The organism is Sorangium sp. So ce1504, from assembly GCF_051521635.1.
GTDB lineage: Bacteria > Myxococcota_A > Polyangia > Polyangiales > Polyangiaceae > Sorangium > Sorangium cellulosum_B.
This window is the reverse complement of the sequence record NZ_CP150365.1, coordinates 8,232,898-8,257,021: the sequence shown is the minus strand read 5'-3', so window position 1 is coordinate 8,257,021 and position 24,124 is coordinate 8,232,898. Positions and strand designations below refer to the sequence as shown.

General features: G+C 72.9%; 18 protein-coding genes. 6 read left to right on the top strand and 12 right to left on the bottom strand.

Annotated elements, in window-relative coordinates; translation table 11 throughout:
- Positions 1–290: 290 nt before the first annotated feature.
- Together WMF39_RS30990 and WMF39_RS30985 are read left to right on the top strand one after the other, a co-directional pair.
- The gene (locus WMF39_RS30990) at positions 291–2,345 is read left to right on the top strand and encodes a sodium-translocating pyrophosphatase (RefSeq protein ID WP_437740090.1); all 2,055 of its coding nucleotides are present in this window, start codon (positions 291–293) and stop codon (positions 2,343–2,345) included.
- 176 nt (positions 2,346–2,521) lie between these two features.
- The gene (locus WMF39_RS30985) at positions 2,522–3,685 is read left to right on the top strand and encodes a pyridoxal phosphate-dependent aminotransferase (protein WP_437740089.1); all 1,164 of its coding nucleotides are present in this window, start codon (positions 2,522–2,524) and stop codon (positions 3,683–3,685) included.
- 33 nt (positions 3,686–3,718) lie between these two features.
- Here WMF39_RS30985 and WMF39_RS30980 read toward each other — a convergent pair whose 3' ends face one another.
- Positions 3,719–4,660, bottom strand: a complete 942-nt coding sequence (locus WMF39_RS30980; RefSeq protein ID WP_437740088.1) for a LysR family transcriptional regulator — start codon at positions 4,658–4,660, stop codon at positions 3,719–3,721.
- A 134-nt stretch (positions 4,661–4,794) separates the two neighbouring features.
- Between WMF39_RS30980 and WMF39_RS30975 the strand changes: the two genes are divergently transcribed.
- Positions 4,795–5,202, top strand: a complete 408-nt coding sequence (locus tag WMF39_RS30975) for a RidA family protein (RefSeq protein ID WP_437740087.1) — start codon at positions 4,795–4,797, stop codon at positions 5,200–5,202.
- Here WMF39_RS30975 and WMF39_RS30970 read toward each other — a convergent pair.
- The 9 genes from WMF39_RS30970 to WMF39_RS30930 form a co-directional block, all read right to left on the bottom strand.
- Positions 5,192–7,204: an ABC transporter ATP-binding protein gene (locus WMF39_RS30970; RefSeq protein WP_437740086.1), complete on the bottom strand. Its 2,013-nt coding sequence runs from the start codon at positions 7,202–7,204 to the stop codon at positions 5,192–5,194. The two genes, WMF39_RS30975 and WMF39_RS30970, sit on opposite strands and share 11 nt — an antisense overlap.
- Positions 7,201–8,934, bottom strand: coding sequence for an ABC transporter ATP-binding protein (locus WMF39_RS30965; protein ID WP_437740085.1), 1,734 nt, complete (start codon positions 8,932–8,934; stop codon positions 7,201–7,203). Before WMF39_RS30965 ends, WMF39_RS30970 begins: the two co-directional genes overlap by 4 nt.
- Complete coding sequence (locus WMF39_RS30960) at positions 8,928–9,542, bottom strand: TetR/AcrR family transcriptional regulator (RefSeq protein ID WP_437740084.1); 615 nt, start codon at positions 9,540–9,542, stop codon at positions 8,928–8,930. Before WMF39_RS30960 ends, WMF39_RS30965 begins: the two co-directional genes overlap by 7 nt.
- 226 nt (positions 9,543–9,768) lie before the next feature.
- Positions 9,769–11,436: a hypothetical protein gene (locus tag WMF39_RS30955; protein WP_437740083.1), complete on the bottom strand. Its 1,668-nt coding sequence runs from the start codon at positions 11,434–11,436 to the stop codon at positions 9,769–9,771.
- A gap of 56 nt (positions 11,437–11,492) precedes the next feature.
- Entirely contained in the window at positions 11,493–12,251 is a 759-nt protein-coding gene (locus WMF39_RS30950) for a hypothetical protein (RefSeq protein ID WP_437740082.1), read from the bottom strand.
- Between the two features lie 140 nt (positions 12,252–12,391).
- Positions 12,392–14,041 (bottom strand): hypothetical protein, encoded by a 1,650-nt coding sequence (locus WMF39_RS30945; RefSeq protein ID WP_437740081.1) that lies wholly within the window; start codon positions 14,039–14,041, stop codon positions 12,392–12,394.
- Positions 14,042–14,289: 248 nt separating this feature from the next.
- On the bottom strand, positions 14,290–15,873 hold the full coding sequence (locus WMF39_RS30940; protein ID WP_437740080.1) for a hypothetical protein: 1,584 nt from the start codon (positions 15,871–15,873) through the stop codon (positions 14,290–14,292).
- Between the two features lie 71 nt (positions 15,874–15,944).
- A complete protein-coding gene (locus WMF39_RS30935; protein WP_437740079.1) occupies positions 15,945–16,868 on the bottom strand; it encodes a tetratricopeptide repeat protein in 924 nt (307 codons plus the stop codon).
- Positions 16,869–16,938: 70 nt separating this feature from the next.
- Positions 16,939–18,537, bottom strand: a complete 1,599-nt coding sequence (locus WMF39_RS30930) for a protein kinase domain-containing protein (protein ID WP_437740078.1) — start codon at positions 18,535–18,537, stop codon at positions 16,939–16,941.
- Between the two features lie 288 nt (positions 18,538–18,825).
- On the opposite strand from WMF39_RS30930, the gene WMF39_RS30925 reads away from it, so the two are divergent.
- Positions 18,826–19,407, top strand: a complete 582-nt coding sequence (locus tag WMF39_RS30925) for an FmdE family protein (RefSeq protein WP_437740077.1) — start codon at positions 18,826–18,828, stop codon at positions 19,405–19,407.
- An 81-nt stretch (positions 19,408–19,488) separates the two neighbouring features.
- Positions 19,489–21,108 (top strand): ABC-F family ATP-binding cassette domain-containing protein, encoded by a 1,620-nt coding sequence (locus tag WMF39_RS30920; protein WP_437740076.1) that lies wholly within the window; start codon positions 19,489–19,491, stop codon positions 21,106–21,108.
- 212 nt (positions 21,109–21,320) lie between these two features.
- Here WMF39_RS30920 and WMF39_RS30915 read toward each other — a convergent pair whose 3' ends face one another.
- Together WMF39_RS30915 and WMF39_RS30910 are read right to left on the bottom strand one after the other, a co-directional pair.
- The gene (locus WMF39_RS30915; protein ID WP_437740075.1) at positions 21,321–22,319 is read right to left on the bottom strand and encodes an N-acetyltransferase family protein; all 999 of its coding nucleotides are present in this window, start codon (positions 22,317–22,319) and stop codon (positions 21,321–21,323) included.
- Complete coding sequence (locus WMF39_RS30910; protein ID WP_437740074.1) at positions 22,316–22,846, bottom strand: Lrp/AsnC family transcriptional regulator; 531 nt, start codon at positions 22,844–22,846, stop codon at positions 22,316–22,318. Before WMF39_RS30910 ends, WMF39_RS30915 begins: the two co-directional genes overlap by 4 nt.
- Positions 22,847–22,884: 38 nt before the next feature.
- Between WMF39_RS30910 and WMF39_RS30905 the strand changes: the two genes are divergently transcribed.
- Positions 22,885–23,940, top strand: a complete 1,056-nt coding sequence (locus WMF39_RS30905) for a class I SAM-dependent methyltransferase (RefSeq protein WP_437740073.1) — start codon at positions 22,885–22,887, stop codon at positions 23,938–23,940.
- Positions 23,941–24,124: the final 184 nt, after the last annotated feature.

The window sequence follows — 24,124 nt, the reverse complement described above, 5'->3', positions numbered from 1 at the left end:
GCCGGAGGCGCCGCTGGATCGCCCCCGTGGGTGGATCGTCGACGCGCTCGTTCGCGTCGCGTGCGCCGTTCTTGCCTGTAACATTCCGATGTCACGGTCGCTGTCGGCTCGCGCGGGAACCAGCACGACCGACGTTGCGGACGCCACGTCCCCTGGTGAAAGCTCCAGATTTCGCCCTGGGCGGCCGCCTGTAACCGAGGCAACGCAATTTCCCACTTGATCCGCCGTCGTGGACGGACGAGTGAGCCGGCGCTCGCTCCGGCCGGGGGCGGGCGAGAGGACCATCACCCGTGGATGCATTGTCGTACCAGTCGCTCTTAACGGGCGCCGTCGCGCTCATGGTCGCACGCACCTTCTACGTGCGTGTCAAGAAGGCCCCTGAAGGCAACGAGACGATGGCGCGCATCGCGCGCTACGTCCGCGAGGGGGCGATGGCCTTCCTCGCGCGCGAGTACAAGGTGCTCGCCGTCTACGCCGCCGCCGTCTTTGCGCTCCTGGCCGCGACGCTCGGGCTCCTGTCCGCGGTCGCCTTCGCCGCCGGCGCGTTCCTGTCGCTCATCGCCGGCTTCTTCGGCATGAAGGCCGCGACGTACGCCAACGTTCGCACGGCCGAGGCCGCGCGCGCGCACGGCAAGCCCACCGCGCTCGTCACCGCGCTCGACGGCGGCGCCGTCATGGGCCTCTGCGTCGCGGGGCTCGGCCTCATCGGCCTGGGCGGCATCTATGCCCTGTTCCGCAACGACGAGCACCTCGCGACGATCGTCCACTCGTTCGCCGTCGGCGCGAGCTCGATCGCGCTCTTCGCCCGCATCGGCGGCGGCATCTACACGAAGGCCGCCGACGTCGGCGCCGATATCGTCGGCAAGGTCGAGGCGAACATCCCCGAGGACGACCCCCGCAACCCGGGCGTCATCGCCGACAACGTCGGGGACAACGTCGGCGACATCGCGGGCATGGGCGCCGACATCTACGAGAGCTACGTGGCCGCGGTCGTCGCCGCGATCGCGCTCGGCCTCACGCTGCCGATCGCCAAGCTGCAGCAGCTCGCGCCGTCGGTGAGCGAGCAGGAGCTCCGCGCGATGGCCGTGTCGCTGCCGCTGCTCCTCGCGACGATCGGCCTCGCGGTCTCGGTCGTCGGCATCTTCATCACGCGCGAGCTCAAGAACCTGCCGCCGGCCCGGGTGCTGCGCCTCGCGCTCATCGTCCCGCCGTTCCTCGTCGTGCTCGCGGCGGCCGGCATCCTGCCGGGCCTCGGCTTCAGCTTCGGCGCCGTCATCACCCTCGCGGCCGGCGCCGCGGGCGGCGCCATCGTCGGCCTCGTGACCGACTACTACACGTCGATGGGCCCCATCCACAAGGTGGCCCAGAGCTCGCTCACCGGCCCCGGCACCAACGTCATCCGCGGCATCGCGGTCGGCCTCGAGAGCGTCGCGATCCCCCTCATGACCCTCGTCGCCGTGGGCTGGATCTCGAACCACTACCTCGGCCTCTACGGCATCGCGCTCGCCGCGGTCGGCATGCTCGCTGGCACCGCGATCGTCATGACCGTCGACGCGTACGGCCCGATCGCCGACAACGGCGGCGGCATCTCCGAGATGGCCGGCCTCGGCAAGGAGGTCCGCGCGATCACCGACGAGCTCGACGCGGTCGGCAACACCACCGCGGCCGTCGGCAAGGGCTTCGCGATCGGCTCGGCGGTGCTCACCGTCGTCGCGCTGTTCGCCGCCTTCAACATGGAGGTCGACGCGGTCCGCCGCGCGAAGGGCCTCCCGGAGCTCGTGCTGTATCTGACAGACGCCAAGGTCCTCATGGGACTGCTCTTCGGCGCCCTCCTCCCGTGCCTCGTCGGCGCGCTCACGATGACCGCCGTCGGCCGCGCGGCCGGCTCGATCGTCGAGGAGATCCGCCGTCAGTTCCGCGAGATCCCCGGCCTGCTCGAGGGCAAGCCGGGCGTCGAGCCGCAGCCGAAGGTCATCGTCGACATCGCCACGTCGGCCGCCATCCGCGAGATGATCGCGCCCGGCGCCATCGCGGTGCTCGCGCCGGTCGTCGTCGGCTTCGTGGCCGGCCCCGAGGTCCTCGCGGGCACGCTGGCCGGCGCGCTCGTCGTCGGCGCGGTGCTCTCGCTGATGATGGCGAACGGCGGCGGCGCCTGGGACAACGCCAAGAAGCACATCGAGAAGGGCGGCCTCGACGGCCACGCGAAGGGCTCCGACGCCCACAAGGCCGCCGTCGTCGGCGACACCGTCGGCGATCCCTTCAAGGACACGTCGGGCCCCGGCATCTCGATCCTCATCAAGGTGATGGGCGTCGTGTCGCTCCTCATCGCCCCGCTCATCGCCTGAGCGGACGCGCCGTCGCAGCGAGCAACCCAGAGAGCGCGGCCCTCACCGGCCGCGTTCTCGCTTTTGTGGCTTCACGCGCGGCTCTCGTCCTGCCTCGGCCATCGAATTTCCTCGGCTGACAGCGGAGCTCCCGTGCTGTAAATGGCCTGTCTTCGGCGGGGGAGAAGGATGTCCGGGTGAGGATCAGCCGCCGCTCGCAGGTGCCGCCGTTCGCGGTCATGGAGGTGCTCGCCGCCGCCAACGCGCGGCGCGCGGCGGGTGAGCCGGTCATCAGCCTGTGCGCTGGCCAGCCGGGGTCAGGGGCGCCCGCCGCCGTGCGCGCGCGGGCGGCCGCGCTCCTCGCGGAGGGCGACCTCGGGTACACCGAGGCGCTCGGCATCCCGGCGCTGCGCCGCGCGCTCGCGGAGCACTACGGCCGCTGGTACGGCGTGGACCTCGACCCGTCGCGCGTCGCCCTCACCACGGGGTCGTCGGGCGGGTTCCTGCTCGCGTTCCTCGCGGCGTTCGAGGCGGGTGACCGCGTGGCGCTCGCTCGCCCGGGCTACCCGGCGTACCGGAACATCCTTCGGTCCCTCGGGGTGGAGGTGGTCGAGCTGCCGTGCGGCCCGGAGAGCCGCTTCCAGCTGACAACGTCGCAGCTCAGGGCCGCGTGCGACGGTGCAAAGCTCGATGGCGTGGTCCTGGCGAGCCCGGCGAACCCGACGGGCACGATGGTCGACGCCGCGGAGCTCGACGCGATGGCGCGCTGGTGCGCGGAGCATGGCGTCCGGCTGGTGAGCGACGAGATCTATCACGGCCTCACGTACGGCCCGTGGGCCGGGCGCCAGGCGACGGCGGCGCGCCACGTCGACGCGGGCGCGGTCGTCGTGTCGAGCTTCTCGAAGTACTGGGCCATGACGGGCTGGCGCCTGGGGTGGCTCGTGCTGCCGCCGGAGCTCGTCCCGACGGTCGACGCGCTGGCGGGGAACCTCGCGCTGTGCCCGCCCGCCCTGGCGCAGCACGCGGCGCTCGCGGCCCTGACCCCGGAGGTGTACGCCGAGGCGGACCGGCTGGTGGAGGGCTACGCGGCCGCGCGCGACCTGCTGCTGCGGCGGCTGCCCGAGCTCGGCTGGAAGGTCGCCCCGCCCGACGGCGCCTTCTACCTGTATGCCGACGTCGGCACGGACGACTCGGTCGCGTGGTGCGAGCGGCTGCTCGCCGACACGGGCGTGGCGCTCACGCCGGGCACGGACTTCGACGGCGAAGGCGGCGCGCGGTACGTCCGGCTGTCCTTCGCGGCCCCGGTCGAGCAGGTCGACGAGGCGGTGACGCGGATCGTCGCCTGGCAGCGCGCGCGGTGACCGGAGGGGGGTCGCCGGGGGGGCCCGGGGAGCTCACGAGGCGGCGCGCGTCTCCTTCGGCTTCCGCCGGCCCTCTGGCATGAGCACGGTGAGCGCCGTGTCGATGAACGCGCGCAGCTTCGCCTGCGTCTGCGCGCGGGCGGGGAAGTAGAGGAAGAACCCGGGCCCCGTCGGCGCATGGCGCTCGAGCGCCGTCGCGAGCGCCCCGCTCGCCAGATCCTCGGCGACGGCCAGATCGAACATGTACGCGAGCCCGAGCCCATCGCGCGCGAGGGACACCGCCAGATCGGCGTCGTTCACCGTGAGCGTGCCAGGGGCGTGCACGGTGATCTCGCGGTGATCGCGCACGAACTCCCAGCGATAGAGCGCGGCGCTCTGGAATCGGTACTGGATGCACGTGTGGGCGAGCAGATCCTCGGGCTCCTCCGGGCGGCCGTGGGCGGCGAAGTACGCCGGCGCGCCGACCACGAGCCAGCGGAGATCCGGCGTGAGGCGCACGGCGGTCATGTCCTGGGCGAGGTCCTCGCCGAGCCGCACGCCGGCGTCGAAGCCGGTCTCGGCGAGATCGACCAGGGCGTCGTCCACCGAGATCTCGACGGCCACGTCGGGGTAAGCGCGGCGGAAGCGCGGGAGCACCGGCTCGATCACGAAGGGCACGGCGGTCCGGGCGACGGTGAGGCGGAGCAGCCCCGCGGGCTGGCCGCGGAGCTCGTCGAGCGCCTCGAGCGCGGCGCTGATCTCACCGGCCGCGGGCGCGAGGCGCTCGTGGAGCCGCTTGCCGGCCTCGGTGAGCCCCACGCGGCGCGTCGTGCGCGAGAGGAGCGGGAGGCCGACGCGGCGTTCGAGGGCGCGGATCGCCTGGCTCACGGCGCCCGTGGTCACGCCGAGCTCCGCGGCGGCGGCGCGGAAGCTCCGGTGCCTCGCCACGGTGAGGAAGACGGTCAGACCCTCGAAGCGGTCCGTCGCGCGGTTCATGGCGCGATTGTATAGCAGCGCTGATCGGCTCGTTTCGCGCCGTGGGTCTACCGGTCGCGGCGGGGAGGGCGCATCTAACCAGCGCGCGGCCGGGCATGCCGCCCTGCGCGCAGGGAGAGGACGAAGGAGGCAGCATGGCCATCACCCTGGTGAACCCCAGCGGGTTGCCGAAGATCGAGGCGTACCGACAGGTGTCGATCGCCACCGGGTCGAAGCTCGTGTTCATCGCAGGCCAGGTCGCCTGGGATGCTGATGGGAGGACGATCGGCAGGGGCGACTTCGCCGCTCAGGTCGAGCAGTGTTACCTCAACGTCGCCACCGCCCTGGCCGGGGTTGGAGGCTCCTTCAACGACGTTGCGAAGCTGACCATCTATGCCGTGGGCTGGACTCCCGACAAGATGCCCCTGCTGCTGGAGGGGATCCGTCGGGCAGCCGCGAAGCTGGGAGTCACCCCGGTCCCGCCAGGGACGCTGCTGGGCGTGAGCGCGCTCTCCGACCCCGAGCACCTGGTCGAGGTCGAGGCCACCGCGGTCATCGACTGAGCGCAGCAGAGTAGCCCTCGAGCTTCACGCCGCTTCCGCCGTTGCCGGCGAGCTGGGTCTGGTACAGCGCGTGGTAGGCGCCGCCCGCGGCGAGGAGCTCCGCGTGCGTGCCGCGCTCGACGATGCGACCCGCGTTCATCACGAGGAGCATGTCGGCGTCGCGGATCGTCGAGAGGCGATGCGCGATGACGAAGCTCGTACGCCGGGCGCGCAAGGCCGCCATCGCGCGCTGGACGAGCACCTCGGTCCGGGTGTCGACCGAGGAGGTCGCCTCGTCGAGGATCAGGATCGCCGGGTTCGCGAGGAACGCGCGGGCGATCGTGATGAGCTGCTTCTCGCCGGCGCTCAGGTTGCCCGAGTCCTCGTCGATCACCGTATCGTAACCAGCGGGCAGGGCGCGCACGAAGCGGTCGACGTGCGCCGCGCGCGCTGCCTCCTGGATATCGGCCTCGGTCGCGGCCGCGTTGCCGAACGCGATATTGTCACGGATCGTGCCCGAGAACAGCCATGTATCCTGCAGCACGATACCGAGCCTCGCGCGCAGCTCGTGGCGAGGCAAGCGCGCGATGTCGACGCCGTCGATCAGGATCCGACCGCCGTCGAGCTCGTAAAACCGCATCAAGAGGTTCACGAGCGTGGTCTTGCCGGCGCCCGTCGGGCCGACGATCGCGACCGTCTGGCCTGGCAGGATCGTGAGGTCGAGGTCCTCGATGAGGGGCTCGTCGGGCTTGTAGCGGAACGTGACGTGCTCGAACCGGACCTCGCCGCTCACCTTCGGCAGGGCCGCGGGCGGGGTGGCGTCGGGTGACTGGCCCTGTTCGTCGAGCAGCTCGAACACCCGCTCTGCAGAGGCAACACCCGATTGCAGGACGTTCGTGACGGACGCGAGCTGGCCGAGCTGCTGAGAGAACTGGCGCGAGTACTGGATGAACGCTTGCACGCTGCCGAGCAGCATCGCGCCCGACGCGACGCGCAGGCCGCCGACGACGGCGATCGCGACGTAGGTCAGGTTCCCGACGAAGTTGACCGCCGGCATGATGATGCTGGACATGAACTGCGCGCGGAAGCTGGTCTCGAACAGCTCCTGGTTCGTGGACTGGAAGCGCGCCTCGACGTCGCGGCGTCGCCCGAGCACGTTGACGAGCGAGTGGCCGGTGAACGCCTCCTCGATCTGGCCGTTGAGCACGCCGACCTGCGCCCACTGCGCGACGAATTTCGCCTGCGCGCGCTTCGCGACCGCCGCGGTCGTGAGCACCGAGAGCGGCACGGTGAAGAGCGTGATCACCGCGAGCACCGGCGAGATCACGACGAGCATGACGATGATGCCGAGGAGCGTCAGCGCGCCGTTCATGATCTGCGTCAGGGTCTGCTGCAGGCCCTGCGCGACGTTGTCGATGTCGTTCGTGACGCGGCTCAAGAGCTCGCCGTGCGGGCGGCCGTCGAAGTAGGCGAGCGGCAAGCGGGCGAGCTTGTCCTGCGCCTCGGCGCGGAGCTGTCTCACGGTGTTCTGCACGACGTCGTTGAGCAGGTAGCCCTGCAGCCAGGCGAACAGCGACGCGCCGGCGTAGAGCGCCATCACGAGCAGGAGCAGCTCGGCGAGCTCGCGGAGCTGGATGCCGCGGCCGGGAACGACGTCCATGTGGCCCACGAGCTCGGCGAGCCGCGCCTGGCCGGAGCGCTGGAGCTCCGCGACGGCCTCGGCCTTCGTGGCGGCCGCCGGGAGGCGAGCGCCGATCACGCCGGAGAAGATGATGTCCGTCGCGCGGCCGAGCAGCTTCGGGCCGGCCAGGCCGAGCCCCACGCTGAGCAGCGAGCAAGCGAGCACGACCACGAGGCGCGCGCGCTCGGGGGCGAGGCGGCCGAGGAGGCGCCGCGCGGAGGGGGCGAACTGCTTCGCCTTCTGCGGCGGCGCGGCGCCCATGCCGAAGGGGCCGCGCGGCAGGATCGGGGAGCGCGCCCCCGCGGGGGCGGCGGGCGGGGGACCCGCGTGACGCGCGCTCATGCGGCCACCGCCGCATCGCGCTGCGAGGCCACGATCTCGGCGTAGGTCGGGCACGACGCGAGCAGCTCGCCATGCTTGCCCTGGCCGACGATCTCGCCGTTGTCGAGCACGAGGATCTGGTCCGCGTCGACGATGCTCGACACGCGCTGCGCGACGAGGATCACCGTGGCGGCGCGCGTGCGCTCGGCGAGCGCGGCCCGCAGCCGGGCCTCGGTCGCGACGTCGAGCGCGGAGAAGGCGTCGTCGAACAGGAACACGCGCGGCCGGCGCAGCAGGGCGCGGGCGATCGACAGCCGCTGGCGCTGGCCGCCGGAGACGTTCGTGCCGCCCTGCCCGATCGGCGTGTCGAGCTCTCGCGGCATCGCCTCGACGAAGTCGCGCGCTTGCGCGGCGGCGAGCGCCGCCCAGAGCTGCTCGTCGGTCGCCGCGGGGTCGCCGTAGCGCAGGTTCGAGGCCACCGTGCCGGAGAACAGGAAGGCTCGCTGCTGGACGAGCCCGATGCACGACCACACCGCCTCGAGGGCGAGCATGCGCGCGTCGACGCCGTCGAGCCGGACCTCGCCCCTCGTCGGATCGATGAGCCGCGCGATCAGGTCGAGCAGCGTGGTCTTCCCCGAGCCGGTGCTGCCGATGATCGCGGTGACCTGCCCGGGGCGCGCGACGAACGAGATGCCGCGCAGGACGGGCAGCTCGGCGCCCGGGTAGCGGTACTCGACGTCTCGCAGCTCGACGACGCCGGTCGGCTCGACGAGCGTCACGGGCTGGTCGGGAGCGCGCACGGACGGCTCGGTGTCCAGCACCTCGACGATGCGCTCCGAGCACGCGGCCGCGCGCGGCAGCATGACGGCCATGAACGTCACCATCATCACGGCCATCAGGATCTGCACCAGGTAGGCGAGGAACGCCGTCATCGAGCCGATCGCGAGCGTGCCGTCCGCGATCTGGTGCGCGCCGAACCACAGGACGGCGACGCTCGAAGCGTTGAAGACGAACATCACGGTCGGGAACATCAGCGCTTGCAGGCGGCCGATGCGCAGCGCGGTGTCGGTGAGGTCGCCGTTCGCGTGCTCGAAGCGCGCCGCCTCGGCGCGCTCGCGCACGAAGGCGCGGATCACGCGCACGCCGGTGATCTGCTCGCGCAGCACGCGGTTCACGGTGTCGATGAGGGGCTGCATCCTCCGGAACTGCGGCACCATCCGCGACATGATCGCGACGACGGCGCCCGCGAGCAGCGGCACCGCGATCGCGAGCAGCCAGGCGAGCGACCCGTCCTCGCGCAGCGCCATCACGATGCCGCCGACGCACATGATCGGCGCGAGGACGAGCATCGTACAGCCCATCATCACCACCGTCTGCACCTGCTGGACGTCGTTGGTCGTGCGCGTGATGAGCGACGGCGCCCCGAACCGCGACAGCTCGCGCGCGGAGAACTCGCCGACGCGGTGGAACACCGCCGCGCGCAGGTCGCGACCGAAGCTCATCGCGACGCGCGCGCCGGCGTAGTTCGCGGCGACCGAACACACGATCTGGACGCCGGTGATCGCGAGCATGATCGCGCCGAGCTCCAGGATCCGCGGCGTGTCACCGAGCGCGATGCCCTGATCGATGATGTCGGCGTTCAGGCTCGGCAGGTACAGCGAAGCGAGCGTCGCCACGAGCTGGAGCGCGACGACGAGCGCCAGCAAGCGCGCCTGTGGGCGCAGGAAACGGCGCAACAGCTGCCTCAGCAAGGCTCCTCCTCTTCGGAGCGGCGGCGGATACCGTCGAGCAGGACCGCCACGACCTCCGCGGCGGTCAGGGGCATGCCGTCGGTGATCCGCGGGTGTGTGCCCGCGAACGTCATCATGCGCAGGAGGCGCGCTGCATAAGCCGGATCGCAGCGCAGCTCGTCGCGCGACGCCTCGAACAGGCGCTCGATCTGCACGTGAAGCTGTTCATCGTGGCGCGGCGTCTGAGCGCACCCGGACCCGGGGCGCATGGGTGGCGGCATCGTCATGCCGAGCATCGAGATGAGCTGCCAGATGCCCTCGACGCGGCGCTGCAGGACCTCGACCGCCTGGATCAAGCGCTCACGCAGCGGCGCCGCGAGATCGATGCGCTCCAGCTCTCGCAGCGTCGGCGCCGGATCGAACAGGGTCGCGATCGCGGCCTGGATCAGCGACTCCTTGTCGGGGAACACGCGGAACAGCGTCCCTTCCGCGGTGCCGGCGGCCATCGCGATCTGCGCCGTCGTCACGTCGCGGCCGTACAAGCGCAGCAGCGGGATGGTCGCCGCGATGATGCTCGCGCGACGCTCCTCCGGACGCAGGGGAGGAGCTCGCCGGCTTGGTGGTGCCATGCGTCCCGTGTAGCGGAGTGAGCGCTCACTCGTCAAGAGTGAGCGCTCACTCACTCGGTATGAAGGCGGCCGGTGGGGCCCGCGCCGGGACACGACGGAAGGAGGACCCAGCCGCCCTTTTCAGGTGAAACTATTGAAATCGTTTCGCTTTCGTCCGTGCGCTCCCGCGCACGGACGACGAGGCCCAGGGTCGTCCGTGGTTGTGCGCTTCCGGAAGGCCCCAGGATCAGCGCGCGCCGGAGAGCCTCGCGATGAACCCGCGGGACTCGTTATCGCTCTCGCTCCCGAGCGGCGCGGCGAGGCCATCGAGGCGGAGCGCGCCCGTCACGGCGCCGGCGACGTAGACGGGCCCGCCGAGCGCCCCGTCCACCGCGACGACGCGGAGGGCGACGGTGCCGGCGCCTTCGACCTTGGTCGCGGAGATCAGGCTGCCCTGCGCGTCGAGCCGCATCAGAAACCCCGCCCGCTTCTGGGACGTCGTGAGGCTCCCGGCGCTCCCCAGCGGGATCGTGCCCGTGAACTCCCCCGTGACGTAGATCGCGCCAGCGCCGTCCACCGCCACGCCGGCCGCGACCTGGCTCTCCTTGTCGTCGCCGAACCCGCGGCTCCACACGACGCCCTTCCTCGAGACGCGCGCGACGAAGAAGCTCTCCGTGTCCCCCGCGTCGGGCAACGCCGGGCAGCCGCCGCCGAAGTCGACGACCCCGCGGTACGAGCCGGCGATCACGACGTCGCCGCCCGGGAGCAGCGCGGCGCCGTGCTGCGCCACCTGCTGATCCCCCTCGAGGTTCAGCGTGGTCAAGTCCACCAGAGCGCCGTCGATCGCCGTGTAGCGCGCGACGAAGACGTCGCGCTGCTCCGAGGCGAAGGGGGTCTGCCCACCGAACGTGACCGCTCCGCCGAGCGACTCGTAGTCGCCCACGACGGTCACGAGGTTGCCGCCCGCCTTCGGGTTGACGGGGAGCGCCTTGACGGTCACGGCCGCCCGCGGCCCGAGGCGGTGTTGCCACTTGCACGCGCCGTCCGCCGGGTAGAGCGCGGCGAGCAACGCTGACTCCGCCGGGACGCTCTTCAGCTCGCACGGGCCGAAGCTCCGGCCGGCGTCCGTCACGTCGACGGCGAAGACGACCGCCTCGGAGCTCGCCGCCATGGCGCGCGCCGTGGTGTTGTGCTGCGCGTCGACGCTCCACGCCCACCCGCAACGGCCGTTCGCGTCGAGCGCCGCGACGAAGCTCGTCGTGTAGCTGGTGGCGACCAGCGGAGGGCCGACGCGGCACGCGTCGAGGAGCCCACCGGGGAGATTGGTGGCTCCTGCGGCCTCCCCGGCCACGTAGGTGGTGCCGCCGCTCGCAGCCAGGTGCAAGCCCCAGACATCGTTCGCCGACAGCCCGTACCGGGAATCGTTTTCCCCGCCGGAGGTCCACTTCGCGACCGAGAAGCGGAACGCCCCGCTGTCGAGGACCTCCGTGATGACCGCCGTCAGCGCGCCGTCCGACGCCGCGAGGTCGCCGACGTCGAAGCCGAGCGTCTCTCCCCAGCTGGCCGACGGCTCGACGAGGGTCCCCTCGGCGTCGCTGCACAGCGGACCCCCACCGCCGTTGCCCCCGCCGCCCCCGCCGTCGCCGCCCCCGCCGTCGCCGCCGCTGCCCCCGCTGCCTCCACCGCCGCCGCCGCTGTCGCCGCCGCCTGCACCACCGGTGCCCGCACCACCGGCGCCCGAGCCTCCCGTGCCAGGGCCTCCCGAGGAGGAGGCCGAGGCCGCGCCCGCGCCGGACTGCGACGGAGCCAGCTCACCGACCTCCAGCCCGATGATCGCGTTGCAGCCCCCCGCCGCCGCAGCGAGCAGGCAGGCGCAGGACACGACGGATCGGAGGGCACCAGGTTCGGGTCTCATCGGGTCGGCTCTCCGTTGCGTGGCACCCTCGATGCCGCCACCGAGCCAGCGCGGGCTCAGTGGCATGCCCTGGCGTACTCCTCATAGATGTAGGTGGACATGCAGAGCAGGCTGCAGGAGCCGAACGGGCCCTTGCGCCCGCACCGGGGGTCCGTCAGAAACACGTTGCTCGCCGCGGTGCAAGCGAGGCCGCTGCAGCTGACCGCGCGGAACTCCTTCTCCTCCTCGCCGCTGCAGTCGTAATCAAAGCCGCCTCCCGTAGGGATCGGGGTGTCATAGAAGGTGCTGGGCTGGTCGGGGTGGACCAGGGCGTTGTTGTCGTTGCAATCATCGCCACCCTCGCACGCGGTCGATCGATAGTGGTCGCCGTCGGCATCGCAATCGACGGCGCCGCCGCCGGAGCCGGAGGTCGCCGAGCTGGCGCTCGCGCTGGAGGTCGCCGCGCCGCCGCCGGAGCCGGAGGTCGCCGAGCTGGCGCTCGCGCTGGAGGTCGCCGAGCCGCCGCCGGAGCCGGAGGTCGCCGAGCCGCCGCCGGAGCCCGCGGAGCCGCCGCCGGCGCCCGGTGCACCGCCGCCGGCGCCCGGTGCACCGCCGCCGGAGCCCATCGGGCCGTCGCCGTTCCCGCCGGCGCTGGAGGCCTCCGCGCCGCCGCCGGGGCCCGCCGCGCCCGAGGACGCGACGGCGGAGCTCGCCGCGTCCGTCGCGCCGCCCGCGCTCGTGCTGGAGCGTTCCGTGAAGGTGGCGTCGGGGAATCCACAGCTGAGTCCGGCAGGGAGGGCCAGGCAGAAACAGAAGAGGCGGTGAAGCGAGCGCATCCTCTCATAGAAGCTGCCAGTCCCCGCTTCGTCAACCCGGGCTGGAATGCGCACCGCTGCGGTCCGGTCGCAGGCTCCGTGTCGTCGTGCGGAAATGTCATGGACTGCTCGCGTGGTGCGCTGGCGTCCGCGCGTGGCGCTCACGGCAACCCCTTCACCCGGGCGATGAACCCTTCGCCCGGCGCAGCGCTGGAATGGTCGCTGGGGACGAGAGAGAACGTCTCCGTCAGCTCACCGCCGATGGTGAAGGGATCGCCGAGCGTCGCGCCCGGCGCGACCGCCCACACGCCCACGGTGCCTGTGCCCGCGAACGCGGTCGCCGAGAGGACGTTGCCGCTGGGATTGAGCACGATCAGAAAGCTCTGCAATTCGTCCGTCCCGGCCGTGAGCCTCTCGCCGTTCCCCAGGGCGATCTCGCCCTCGAGCGTCCCGGCCATGTAGATCGCGCCTGCTCCGTCCACCGCCAGACTGACGACCATCTGATCTCGCTTCTCGTCGCCGAACCCGCGGCTCCAGACCACTCCCTCCTTCGAGACGCGCGCGACGAACGAGTTCTCCGTGTCTCCTGTGGGAGGCAGGAGCGGACAGTCGTCCTCGAAGCTGAAGGACGGCCCGGTGTAGGTCCCGGAGATCACGAGTTCGCCGTCCGGGAGCATCGCGGACCCGTGCCGCGCCGCAGCCTGGGTCCCAGGGGCCGTGAGCGGGATGAGGCCCGTCAGGGCGCCGTCATCGAGCCGGAAGCGCGCCACGAACAGGTCGCGATCCGGCGCGCGGGGGAGCTTTCTTCCCTGGATGTCGATGGGCTCATCCGGCGCGTCGTAGTCGCCCACGACGAGCACCTCGCCGGTCTCCGGCGCGGCGACGACCTCCGCGACGTGCACGGCCGCGGAGGACCCGAGCGCGCGGCTCCACCGGCACTTGCCGCCTGCGTTGAAGGTCACGAGATCCGTGACCCCGCGCTGATCGGCGGCCCCGAGGACGCACTCGTCGGTCTTCGCGCTCGTCGCCCCGGAGCGTGAGACGGCGAAGGCGACCCGGTCGGCCGTCGCCGCGAGCCCGAGCGGGTAGGCGTTGACCTCGGCGTCCACGCTCCAGGCCCACCTGCACTTGCCCAGCTCGTCGAGCGCCAGCAGGAAGCTCGGCTTGCGACCGGTGTCCGCGCTCGCGCTGGCCATGCACCTGCCGCCCGACGCGAGCAACGTGAGGGGAGCTTCCGACCAGCCGGCCACATAAGCGAGGTCCGAGGCGACGGCCAGGTGCTCGGCCGAGACGCTGCCGAGCATGTCGCCGGTCGTCATCCCGTACGCGCTCTCGCGGACCCCGGCCGGGCTCCACCTCGCGACCGAGAATCCCGTCCTGATCTTGGTGGGCTCGCTGGCGAGCACCCGGCTCTCCTTGACCAGGGCCGTCACCTCGCCGTCTCGCGCCGCGAGGCCGACGACCGCCAGGCCGGACAGCGCGCCCCACTCTCCCGACGGTGTCCGGACGGCTCCCTCGCGGGCGTAGCTGCAGAGCGCCTCGTTCCCGCCGCCAGCGCCGCCCTCGCCAGCGCCGCCCTCGCCGGCGCCGCCCTCGCCAGCGCCGCCCTCGCCGGCGCCGCCCTCGCCGCGACCGCCTTCGCCTCCTGCGCCGCCGGCCGACACGCTCGAAGCGGTGGCGCCCGCGCCGCCCGCCGAGGAGTCGAGCGCGCCGACCTCGAGCCCGATGAGCGCGTTGCAGCCCCCCGCGGCCGCGGTGATGAGCAGCCCGGCGCAGAACATGGGTCGAGTGCTCCTGAGATCGCGCTTCATCTCCCGTCTCCTGGTGGCGCGGTGCCGCCGCGGCCGCCAGCGAGAGCTCTCGCCTCGCTCGCCACCATCGACTTCATGGCGAGCGTCGCTCCAGGAGTCGAGGGGGTTCCGGCGCGTCCCTCACCGAAAGGCGCGCTCTCCGCCGTCCGCCGTCGGCCCGAGCGCGGGCCGCGGCGATCCGGTCGCAGAGGCCGATGCGGGGGGCGGGGCGTCGAGCGCTCACGGCCCGGCGCGCCGGACAGCGGGGATCACCGCACGCCCGGGAGCTCGGCGACGAAGCCGCGCCCCATCGCGTCGGTGAGCGGCGGGTCGCGCCCGATATCGAGGGTGCTGCCCAGCTCCCCGCCGAGATAGAGGGCGTCGCCAGGCGCCGGGCCGGGCGCGGCGGCCCACACGTAAGCGTCGCCCGTCCCCTTCAGCTCGGAGGCGGAGACGACGTTGCCGCGGGCGTCGAGCACGATCAGAAACCCGACCATCGGATCGGCGTCCGTCGCGGGAGCGACGAGCTTCCCGCCGTTCCCGAGGTCGATCTCGCCCTGGTAGTTCCCCGTCACGTAGATCAGTCCATCGGGCGCCGCCGCCACGCTGGTGACCCACTGCCGGTGCCCCGCGTCGCCGAACCCGCGGCCCCAGACCACGGACGGGCCGGAGACGCGCATGACGAAGAAGTTCTCCATGTCCGGCGCGTCCTCTTCGGGCGCCGGCGGGCAGCCCTCGCCGAAATCGAGCGAGCCGGCATAGGAGCCGACGATCACGACGTCGCCGTCCGAGAGCAGCGCGGCCCCGCGCTGGTCCACCTCCTGACGCCCGGGGAGGGGGAACGCGTCGATGCCCTTGAGCGACCCCTCGGTCAGCGCGAAGCGCGCCACGAACACATCGCGATCCTGCGAGGGAGGGAGCAGCGCTCCCCCGACGACGTAGCCCTCCTCGCCCTCGTAGCGGCCGACCGCCAGCACCTCGCCGCGCGCCTCGTCGACGAGGAGCTCTCCGACGGTCACGGCCGGCGACGGGCCGATGGGCATCCCCCACAGGCAACCGCCTGCCGCCGGATCGAGCGCGGCCAGGCCCACGGACGTCTCCGCGCCGCCCATGGCGAGGGTGCACGTGCCGTCGTTCACGCTCGGTCCCTTCACCGAGGCGGCGATCACCACGGCGCCGGGCGCCGCCGCAAGGCCGAGCGGGGTGGAGGTGGCGCCGCCCTCCGGCGACCACGCCCACCGGCACTGGCCCTTCTCGTCGAGCGCAGCGAGGAAGCTCGGGTGAGAGCGCGCGAGCCCGCTGATGACGCACCCGGTGGTGGACGCGCTGGGCAGCTGGGGGCCGCTGTCCGACCACCCTGCCACATAGGCGAGCCCCTGGCCGATGGAGAGGTGCGTGGCCTTGATGTCGCCTTCCAGCACATCGGTCGCCGTCAGCCCATACCCGGCATCGCGGGTGCCGCCGCGCGCCCACCGCGCGACGGAGATCGTGCCCTTCTCGTTGACGATGGCCGTCACCCCGTCGCCGTGCGCCGCGACGTCGGTGACGTCGAGCCCGATGGTCGTGCCCCAGCGTGCCTGCGGCCCGCGGATGGCGTCCTTGCGATCCTCGCCGCAGAACGGCGCCTCGCCGCCGCCGCCGCCGCCGCCCGCGCCAGCGCCAGCGCCGCCGCCTCCGCCGCTGCCGCCGGTGCCGGCGCCGCCGCTGCCACCGCCGCCCTCGGCCCCTCCGCCCGTGCCCGTGCCCGCGCCGCCCGTGCCGCCCGTCGATGCGTCCAGCTGGCCGACCTCGAGGCCGATGAGCGCGTTGCAGCCTCCCACGCCCGCGGCGACGAGCAGGACGGCAGAGACCACGGCTCGGATGCTCCTCTGATCGCGCTTCACCACCAGGGCCCCTCCCTCGCGGCGACGCCGCGCAGCTCCCGTCAAAAAACGACAGTCGCCACGGCGCCGCCCGGCACCACGCCGATGGTGGCCCGGGGCGCTGGCGACCCTTGCCCCGAGGAGGGCGCCGTGAAGACGAGCACCGCGCCCGTGCCCAGCGCCGCCGCCCCGACGAGGAACGCGACCGTCGAGATCGTCCCCGCGGTCACGCCCTGCTTTTGCAGCTTGATCCCCTGATCCAGGCAGACGTTGTCCTCGTCGCAGTACGCCTCGGCGTCGCCCTTCTTCCCGATCGCGCGCGCGCCGAACACGGCGCCGACGCCGATCCCGACCGCGCCGACGCCGGCGCTGATCCAGCCGGCCGTCCGCCGGGGCGAGCCCCCCGCCTCCTGCGGGGCGGTCTTCGGGGGGAGCGCAGGCCCCGCGCCCGCGGCGGCCGCGGCCTCCTCCGGCGCCACGACCAGCTCGACCTGCGCGCCCTCCGCGAGCTGCACCGTGAAGATCTTCTGCTTCCGGCCCGGCGCCGCCGCCGTCACCTGGACCTCGCCCGGGTCCACCGGCAACGACGAGCCCAGCGAGCCCGCGCCGACCGGGACCCCCGCGCGCTGCACCGCCGTGTCCGCGGGCGCCCCCGGCGCGAGCCGGATCGTGAGCCTCGGCACGCGGGCCTCGAGCGCCGCCGCGCGCGACTGGGCGATGGGGCGGCGGTCGTCGTTCGCGGGCAGATCGCGCGCGAGCTGCCGGAAGATCGACCACGCGGTCGCGACCCTGCCGCGCTTCTCCTCGCAGTCGCCGAGGTTGAGCAGCGCCCCGGGCGCCGGATCGAGCTCGTAGCTCTCCCGGAATTTCGGGCACGCGGCGTCGTAGTCCTTCGCCTGCAGCGCCGCCCTGCCGGCGTCGAACAGCGCCTCCGCGGCCGCAGGATCGCGCCCCTGCGCGGAGGCGTCGGGGCAGGCGAGGAGCACGGCTCCTCCCAGGGCGAGCACCTCCGCCGGGAATCGTCTACGCGAGCTCGATCTACGCATCCGTGCGGCCTCAACGTCTCCGGTTGTACGGGTCCTCCGCCGGCGTCGGCGCGGGGGCCGGCGTCGTGGCGGCGGGCGCCTTCGTCGCGGTCGCGGGGGATCGCGCCCTGCCCCCGGCGGCGGGCCTCGGCGCGGCCGCGCTCGCGCTCGCCGGCGCGGCGTGCGCGGACGCGCTCGCGGCCGTCGCGCTCGCGGCCTCGAGCGCCGGCGTGGTCGCGGGCGCGGACGGCGCGATCGCGGGGACCGCATCGCCGGACGGCGCCGGCTGCACGCCGGCCCCGAGCGAGCCTGCGCTGTCGGGCGGCGCCGTCGTCGCCCCGGCGCCCGCGGTGGGGCGCGGCTCGGCCTCCACCGTGGAGCCGTGCGACGGATCCTCCGCGCCCCTTTCGCCCGCGCGCTGCCACCACACGAGCGCGACCAGGGCACCCACGGCCAGCGCGCCGGCGAGGAGCGCGCCCGTGGCCGCCGCGCGCGGCGCGGAGCGCTCCGCGCTGGCCGAGCGCTCCACGACCGGCGAGACCGTGCCGGTGCTGGCCGCGCCGCCGCCGGCCGCGACGCCGCTGGCCGTGCCCGCCGCGGCGAACTCCGTGCCGCGCGGCCCGCTCCCGGGACCTCGCGCCTGCGCCGACGGGCGCCCTGGATCCGAGTGCAGGAGCCCGCGCCCGTGCTCCGAGTGCAGCGGCGCGCGCCCGGGATCCGGGTGCGCGCCCGGGGCCAGCTCGAGCGCCGCGCCGCCCCGCGCCTGGCGGAGCGCGCGCTGCATCGCGCGGGCGTTCGGCCAGCGGCGGTCGGGGTCGAACGCGAGCGCCACGTCCATCACGCCGGCGATCGGCGGGGGCAGGGCCGGCAGGACGCTGCCCACGGGCGGCGCCGGCTGCGTCATCGCCGCGAGGAGCAGCAGCGGGAGCGTCTCGGCCTCGTGCACGTACCGCCCCGAGAGGAGCTGGTACATCGTGCTCCCGACGGCCCACAGATCGCTGCGCGGGTCGACCCTGTCCCACTGCCCCCGCGCCTGCTCCGGCGGCATGAACTGCGGCGTCCCCATCAGGGTGCCGGCGCGCGTGGAGGCGTTCGCCGGGGAGGAGTGCTCGCGCAGCCGCGCGATGCCGAAGTCGAGCACCTTCAGCTGCCCCTGGCGCGTGAGGAACAGGTTGTCCGGCTTGAGGTCGCGGTGCACGATCCCGCGCTCGTGCGCGACGGCGAGCACGTCGAGCAGGTCGTCGGCGATGCCGAGCACCTCGTTCACGCCGAGCACGCCGCCCGGCTCGCGCGCGCGGCGCGCCTCGACGGTCTCGCCCTCGAGCAGCTCCATCACCAGGAACACGGAGCCATCGTCGGTGACGTCGTCGTCGAGCACCCGGACGATGCCCGGGTGCTCGACGCGGTTGGCGACGTAGCCCTCGCGCAGGAAGCGCGAGCGCGCCTCCTCGTCCTCGGACAGCTCGCGGCGGAGGATCTTCACCGCGCCGCGCATCCCGTTGCGGTGCGTGGCGGCGTAGACCATGGCCATCCCGCCGAAGCCCAGCAGGCGCTCCAGCCGCCACTTGCCGCGCAGGACCTGGCCTACGAGCGCTTCGGGCCGGAAGCCTTCAGGGTGGACGCGGGTCATCGGCGAGCATCACCCCCGGCGCGGGCCACGTGGGTCGTCGCGTCGCCGGCGGAGCCAGCGAGGCCGGCGCGGCTGGAGCGACGGGGACGGCTGGCGGGCGCGCGAGGCATGACGGGCGCATGTTACCCCGGTCTGACGCCGCGGTGCGTGAAACCGTCCGAGGTACGCCTGCGCGCTCGCCGGATCGGGCGGATCCCGGGCGTCGCGGGCAGCGGCGCGGGGCCCGACGCCCTTGACGTCGCGCGCGAACGGGGACACTTCGCCGCCCTCACGGGGGATCGAGCGAGCATGCGCAAGACGATGAGCCAGGCGGCGTTGATCCTCCTCGCCGCCATTTCCTCGATCCGGTGCGGCGGCGCGGGCGCCCATCCCCCTGAGGGCCCTGCGCAGGAGCCCGCCGGCCGGCCGGCCGCGGAGGCCCCGGACGACGAGCTCCGCGCCGTCGCCGCGATCCACGGCGGGGCGGGCCCGTGGGCCGTCGCCGGCTACCGCATGGGGCGCTTTGCGCTCGCGAGGCTCGGGCTGCCCGCGAGGAGCTTCGACCTCGAGGTGATCCACCACAGCCCGCGGAACGTGCAGTTCTCCTGCATCGCCGACGGCGCCGCCGCGGCGACGGGGGCCAGCCTCGGGAAGCTGAATCTCAGCCTGATCGAGGCGAGCGAGGACGGCGTGGAGACCACGTACAGGCGCAGGTCGACCGGGCAGGCCGTGACCCTCCGCCCGTCTGCGGCCTTCCGCGCGCGCTTCCGCGACGTGCCGAGAGAGATGCTGGAATCGGCCGGCAGGGAGGTCCTCTCCTTGCCAGACGCCGAGGTATTCGAGGAAGCGCCGGCGCGCGTCGCCAGCCCGCCGCCCGGCGCGCCGAGGTGACGCGCCTGCCCCGGGGGGCGCGCTGCCTCCGGAATTCACCGGAACCGCAGGCGCACACGTGCTACTCCCGGCGCCGCTGAGATGATCACGCTCGAAAAGCTCACCAAGCGGTACGGTCCCAAAATTCTCTTCGAGAACGTCACGATGCGCTTCGACCCCGGCAAGCGCTACGTGCTCGTCGGCGCGAACGGAGCGGGGAAATCGACGCTCCTCAAGGTCATCTCCGGCGAGGAGGAGTCGGATCAGGGCTCGGTCGAGATCCCGAGGCAGCTCCGCGTCGGGGTGCTCAAGCAGGACCATTTCGCCTACGAGTCCTGCAGGATCGTCGACACGGTCCTGATGGGGAACCGGGCGCTCTGGGACGCGATGCAGGAGCGCGATCGGCTGTACGAGGTCGAGATGACCGATGAGGTCGGCATGCGGCTGGCCGAGCTCGAGGGGACGATCGGCGAGGAGGACGGCTACACCGCCGAGTCGCGCGCCGCCGAGATCCTCGAGGGGCTCGGGATCGCGACCGCCCGGCACACGAGCACGGTGAGCACGCTCGCGGGCGGGTACAAACTCCGCGTCCTCATCGCCCAGACGCTCTTCGGGGGCGCGGACGTCCTGCTCCTCGACGAGCCGACGAACCACCTCGACCTCGACTCGATCCGCTGGCTCGAGTCGTACCTGACCGACACCTTCCGCGGCACGCTCCTCGTCGTCAGCCACGACCGGCACTTCATGAACGCGATCGCGACGCACGTCGCCGACGTCGACTACCAGACGGTCACGCTCTACACGGGCGACTACGACGACTTCATCGAGCAGAAGACGACCGGTAAGCGCCAGTCGGAGGCCGACGCCGCGCAGAAGAAGAAGAAGATCGCCGAGCTCAAGGACTTCGTGGCCCGCTTCGGCGCGAGCGCGAGCCGGTCGAGCCAGGCGCAGTCGCGCGTGAAGGAGATCGAGAAGCTCGAGGCGGGCATCCAGGTGCGGCGCTCGAGCGTCGTGCGCCCGTACATCAAGTTCGAGATCGAGAAGCCCTCTGGCCGCGACGTGCTGCGCGTCGAGGGCCTCTCCAAGAGCTTCGGCGATCGGCGCGTGATCCAGAAGCTCGATTTCAACCTGAACCGCGGCGACAAGCTCGCGGTCATCGGGCCGAGCGGCATCGGCAAGTCGACGCTGCTCAAGCTCCTCGTCGGCGAGTACACGCCGGACGCCGGGGCCGTCACGTGGGGCCACGACACGAACGTCGGCTACTTCGCGCAGGATCACCACGAGGCGATCGAGGCGGGGTTCACGGCCTACGACTGGCTGTACCGCTTCGACCCGTCCGCCCCGAAGGAGCACGTGCGCTCGGTGCTCGGGAAGCTGCTCTTCAGCGGCGAGGCCGGGCTCAAGAAGACGGAGAACCTCTCCGGCGGCGAGGCGGCGCGCCTGTTCCTCGCGAAGCTCATCCTGGTGAAGAACAACATCGTCGTGCTCGACGAGCCGACGAACCACCTCGACGTCGAGAGCATCGACGCGCTCCTCCAGGCGCTCGTCGAGTACAAGGGGACGGTCGTCGTGACGAGCCACGACCGGCACTTCGTGGGCAAGCTCGGCACCCGCGTGCTCGATCTGTCGTCGAAGGATCCGCGCGTCTTCAACGGCACGTACGACGAGTACCTCGAGGGGCCGGGGAACCCGGACGCGCTGAAGAACGCCAGGGCCTCGTAGCGCGCCCGCCGGAGCCCTGGGGCGCGCGAGCCCCGGGGCGTGTTCGAAAGGGCGCTCCAGGGCCCGTGCGGAGCCGTTCGTCCCCTCGGAGCACGGCCACGGCGGCTATCACCGGTCCGCGTAGGACCACGCCGACGCGAGCGAGAGGACATACGCGCTCGTCTTGGCGCAACCCGGGTTCGTTTGTGGCGGTCGCGGGCATGTAGGCCGTCTCACGGCTGCCGGTCATCGCTTGCAAGGTAGGGAATCGCGCGCTGCATCAGGATCACGTCGAGCCAGCGGTCGAACTTGTGCCCGACGTCGCGGAGCAGCCCGGCGTCCTCGAACCCGAGCGCGCGGTGCAGCGCGACGCTCGCCGCCTGGTCTCCGGCGATCTGCGCGATGATCGTGCGGTGGCCGAGCGAGATCGCGCGGCTCACGAGATCGGCGAGGATGCGGCGCCCGAGCCCCCGCCGGTGGAGGCCGTCGCGCACGTAGACCGAGTTCTCGACGGAGCGGGCGTAGGCCTCGCGCGGGTTCCACAGGGAGAGCGAGCCCCAGCCGACCACGGCCCCGGCCCCGTCGCCCTCGACGGCCACGGTGGCGGGGTGCTGGGGGCCGTGCGCCGCGAGCCAGGCGCGTCGCTCCGCCGGGGTCGGGACGGTGGTGGCGAAGGTGCAGGTCGAGCGCTCGACGTAGAACGCATAGATCTCCTCGATCGCCGCGAGATCGGCCTCGGTCGCCAGGCGGATGCGCACGCCGTCGCCTGGCGCCGGGAGCGGCGCGAGGTCGGGCGCGACGAACGCGGCGCGGGCGTCGTCCGAGAGCAGCCGCGCGCGAGAGTAATGGGCGAAGAGCGCCTTGCTGCTGCGGTGGCGGTCGAGGAGGCCCTCCGCGAGGTCGTGGACGGCGGCGCCTCGGTGCTCGGCGGCGTGGCGGGCGACGAGCGTGAGCCAGGCGACCGTGATCGTCTCGTGGTAACCGTTGGTCGGCGGGTGCCGGGCGTTGAAGGCCTGCAGGGCGGAGCGCATGCGCGCGAGCGCCCCCTCGGGCCCGTGAGCGCGCACGTAGTGCAGGGCGAGGAGCAGGTGGCGCGCGTGCGAGAAGTCGCGCTGCGCGATCGCGGCGTCCTCGATGGCGGCGGCGAGCGCCGCGAGGTCGCGCTCGTCGATCTGGCGTTCGCGACGCTCGCCACGATCGCCGAAAGGCGGCAGTCCGTCGGCGCCGCTCACGGCGCCTCCTTCCGGGCGGCTCCGCGGCCGGGCGCCTTGCGGGGGCGCGCTTCGCCGTCGCGCGCCTCTTCGGACGGCAGCGGCAGGGGCGGGAGCGCGGTCTCCTTGGCGGTGGACAGGACGATCGTCGTGCGCGTGCGCACCACGCCGTCGTGGGCCTTGAGCTCCTGCGTGAGCAGGCGCTCGAGCGCCTCGGTGTCACGGCAGCGCACCTTGAGCAGGTAGTCCTCGTCGCCGGCGACGTGGTGGCACTCCTGGATCTCGGCCGCGCGCTCGACGGCGCGCAGGAACTCGCCGCGACCGCGCCGGTTCGCGATCGAGACCGAGATGAAGGCCGTGAGCCCGGCGCCCACGGCCCGGGCGTCGAGGCGCGCCTCCCACCCCGTGATGACCCCGCGCTCCTCGAGGCGCCGCACCCGCTCGGCCACGGCGGGCGCGGAGAGGCCGACCGCCTCGCCGAGGTCCGCCCACGACCGGCGGGCGTCGCGGGCGAGGAGGTGGATCGCTTTCAGATCGATGGCATCCATGGTTGTTGTCATTGGAAGCGAATGGATTGTTGATAAAATTGTTTCGAAATTCAAGTCGTGGGTCTCCATGCGTCGGCGCGTCGCTCCCGCCGCCGTCCCTGCCCGCCGCCTTTCGCCGCGCGGCCACGCTGCTCGCGGCGCAGCACCAGAGCAGCATCGCTGCTGGCCCGCGGGCAGCGGCGAGCGCGATCTGCCGCGCCCGGGTCCTCGCCGGCGGCGCGGCGCTCCGGCGCGCGGGCCCTGCCAGCGCGGCGCCGGGCGCCGGCACGGGCCCTGCTCGGGCGGCCTGCATGACCACCATCCGCCTTTCTCTCGACACCCCCGAGCTCGCCCAGGCCTACGAGCACGGCAGCGACCGGCAGTTCAACCACGGCAAGCTCCTCATCGAAACGCTGGGCGTGCGGCGCGGCCAGCGTGTGCTCGACGTCGGCGCGGGCACCGGCCGGCTCGCCGCTCACGTGGCAGAGATCGTCGGCCCCGAGGGCAGCGTGACGGCCATCGATCCCCTGCCGCTCCGCATCGACATCGCCCGGCAGAAGGCCCGCGCGAACCTCGCGACCGCGGTCGGCCGCGCCGAGGACCTCTCCGCCTTCGCCTCGAAGAGCTTTGACGTCGTGTACCTGAACAGCGTCCTTCACTGGCTGAACGAAGCCCAGAAGGAGCGCGCCATCGCCGAGGCGGCGCGCGTGTTGAAGCCCGGCGGCAAGCTCGGATTCAGCACGGGATCGCGGGAGAAGCCGCACCAGCTCGAGCCGATCCAGCGCAAGGTGCTGGCCGAGCTCGGGAGAGACGCCCAGGGCAATCGCCCGTACAAGCTGACGGTCGACGAGGTTCGAGCGCTGCTCGAGCGCGCCGGCTTCATCGTCGACACAGCGGAGATCCTCACCTTCGTCGACCACGCCGCCGACGTCGACGAGATCTTGACGCACAGCGGGTCGAGCTCGTTCGGCAACCACCTCTCGCACCTGAGCCCCGAGGAGAAGCGCGAGGTGCGCGAGCGGCTCGCGAAGGAGGTCGAGGCGTTCCGCACGCCGCAGGGGATCCGGCTCGAGCGCAACCTCATCTTCGCGATCGCCCACACGGCAGGCAACTAGCCCGCCCGCCGGCGCCGCTTCAGTCCAGCGCGCCTCGCGCGTGAGAGCTCTGCTAGAATCGAGCGACCATGCGAGGGGAAGAGGTGGAAAGGCGCATGCTGCGGCGCCGGCTGAGCGGTACGGCGGGATTGCTGCTCCTCGGTGCTGCGGCCTGTGGCACCACCCCCGACCGCCCGAGCGGAGC

What these genes read in the sequence shown, in the direction of transcription:
- WMF39_RS30980 (WP_437740088.1), bottom strand. Translation starts at nt 4,660, where the DNA reads ATGAACCGCGCGACGGACCGCTTCGAGGGTCTGACCGTCTTCCTCACC.
- WMF39_RS30975 (WP_437740087.1), top strand. Translation starts at nt 4,795, where the DNA reads ATGGCCATCACCCTGGTGAACCCCAGCGGGTTGCCGAAGATCGAGGCG.
- WMF39_RS30970 (WP_437740086.1), bottom strand. Translation starts at nt 7,204, where the DNA reads ATGAGCGCGCGTCACGCGGGTCCCCCGCCCGCCGCCCCCGCGGGGGCG.
- WMF39_RS30960 (WP_437740084.1), bottom strand. Translation starts at nt 9,542, where the DNA reads ATGGCACCACCAAGCCGGCGAGCTCCTCCCCTGCGTCCGGAGGAGCGT.
- WMF39_RS30955 (WP_437740083.1), bottom strand. Translation starts at nt 11,436, where the DNA reads ATGAGACCCGAACCTGGTGCCCTCCGATCCGTCGTGTCCTGCGCCTGC.
- WMF39_RS30950 (WP_437740082.1), bottom strand. Translation starts at nt 12,251, where the DNA reads ATGCGCTCGCTTCACCGCCTCTTCTGTTTCTGCCTGGCCCTCCCTGCC.
- WMF39_RS30945 (WP_437740081.1), bottom strand. Translation starts at nt 14,041, where the DNA reads ATGAAGCGCGATCTCAGGAGCACTCGACCCATGTTCTGCGCCGGGCTG.
- WMF39_RS30930 (WP_437740078.1), bottom strand. Translation starts at nt 18,537, where the DNA reads ATGACCCGCGTCCACCCTGAAGGCTTCCGGCCCGAAGCGCTCGTAGGC.
- WMF39_RS30925 (WP_437740077.1), top strand. Translation starts at nt 18,826, where the DNA reads ATGCGCAAGACGATGAGCCAGGCGGCGTTGATCCTCCTCGCCGCCATT.
- WMF39_RS30920 (WP_437740076.1), top strand. Translation starts at nt 19,489, where the DNA reads ATGATCACGCTCGAAAAGCTCACCAAGCGGTACGGTCCCAAAATTCTC.
- WMF39_RS30910 (WP_437740074.1), bottom strand. Translation starts at nt 22,846, where the DNA reads ATGGATGCCATCGATCTGAAAGCGATCCACCTCCTCGCCCGCGACGCC.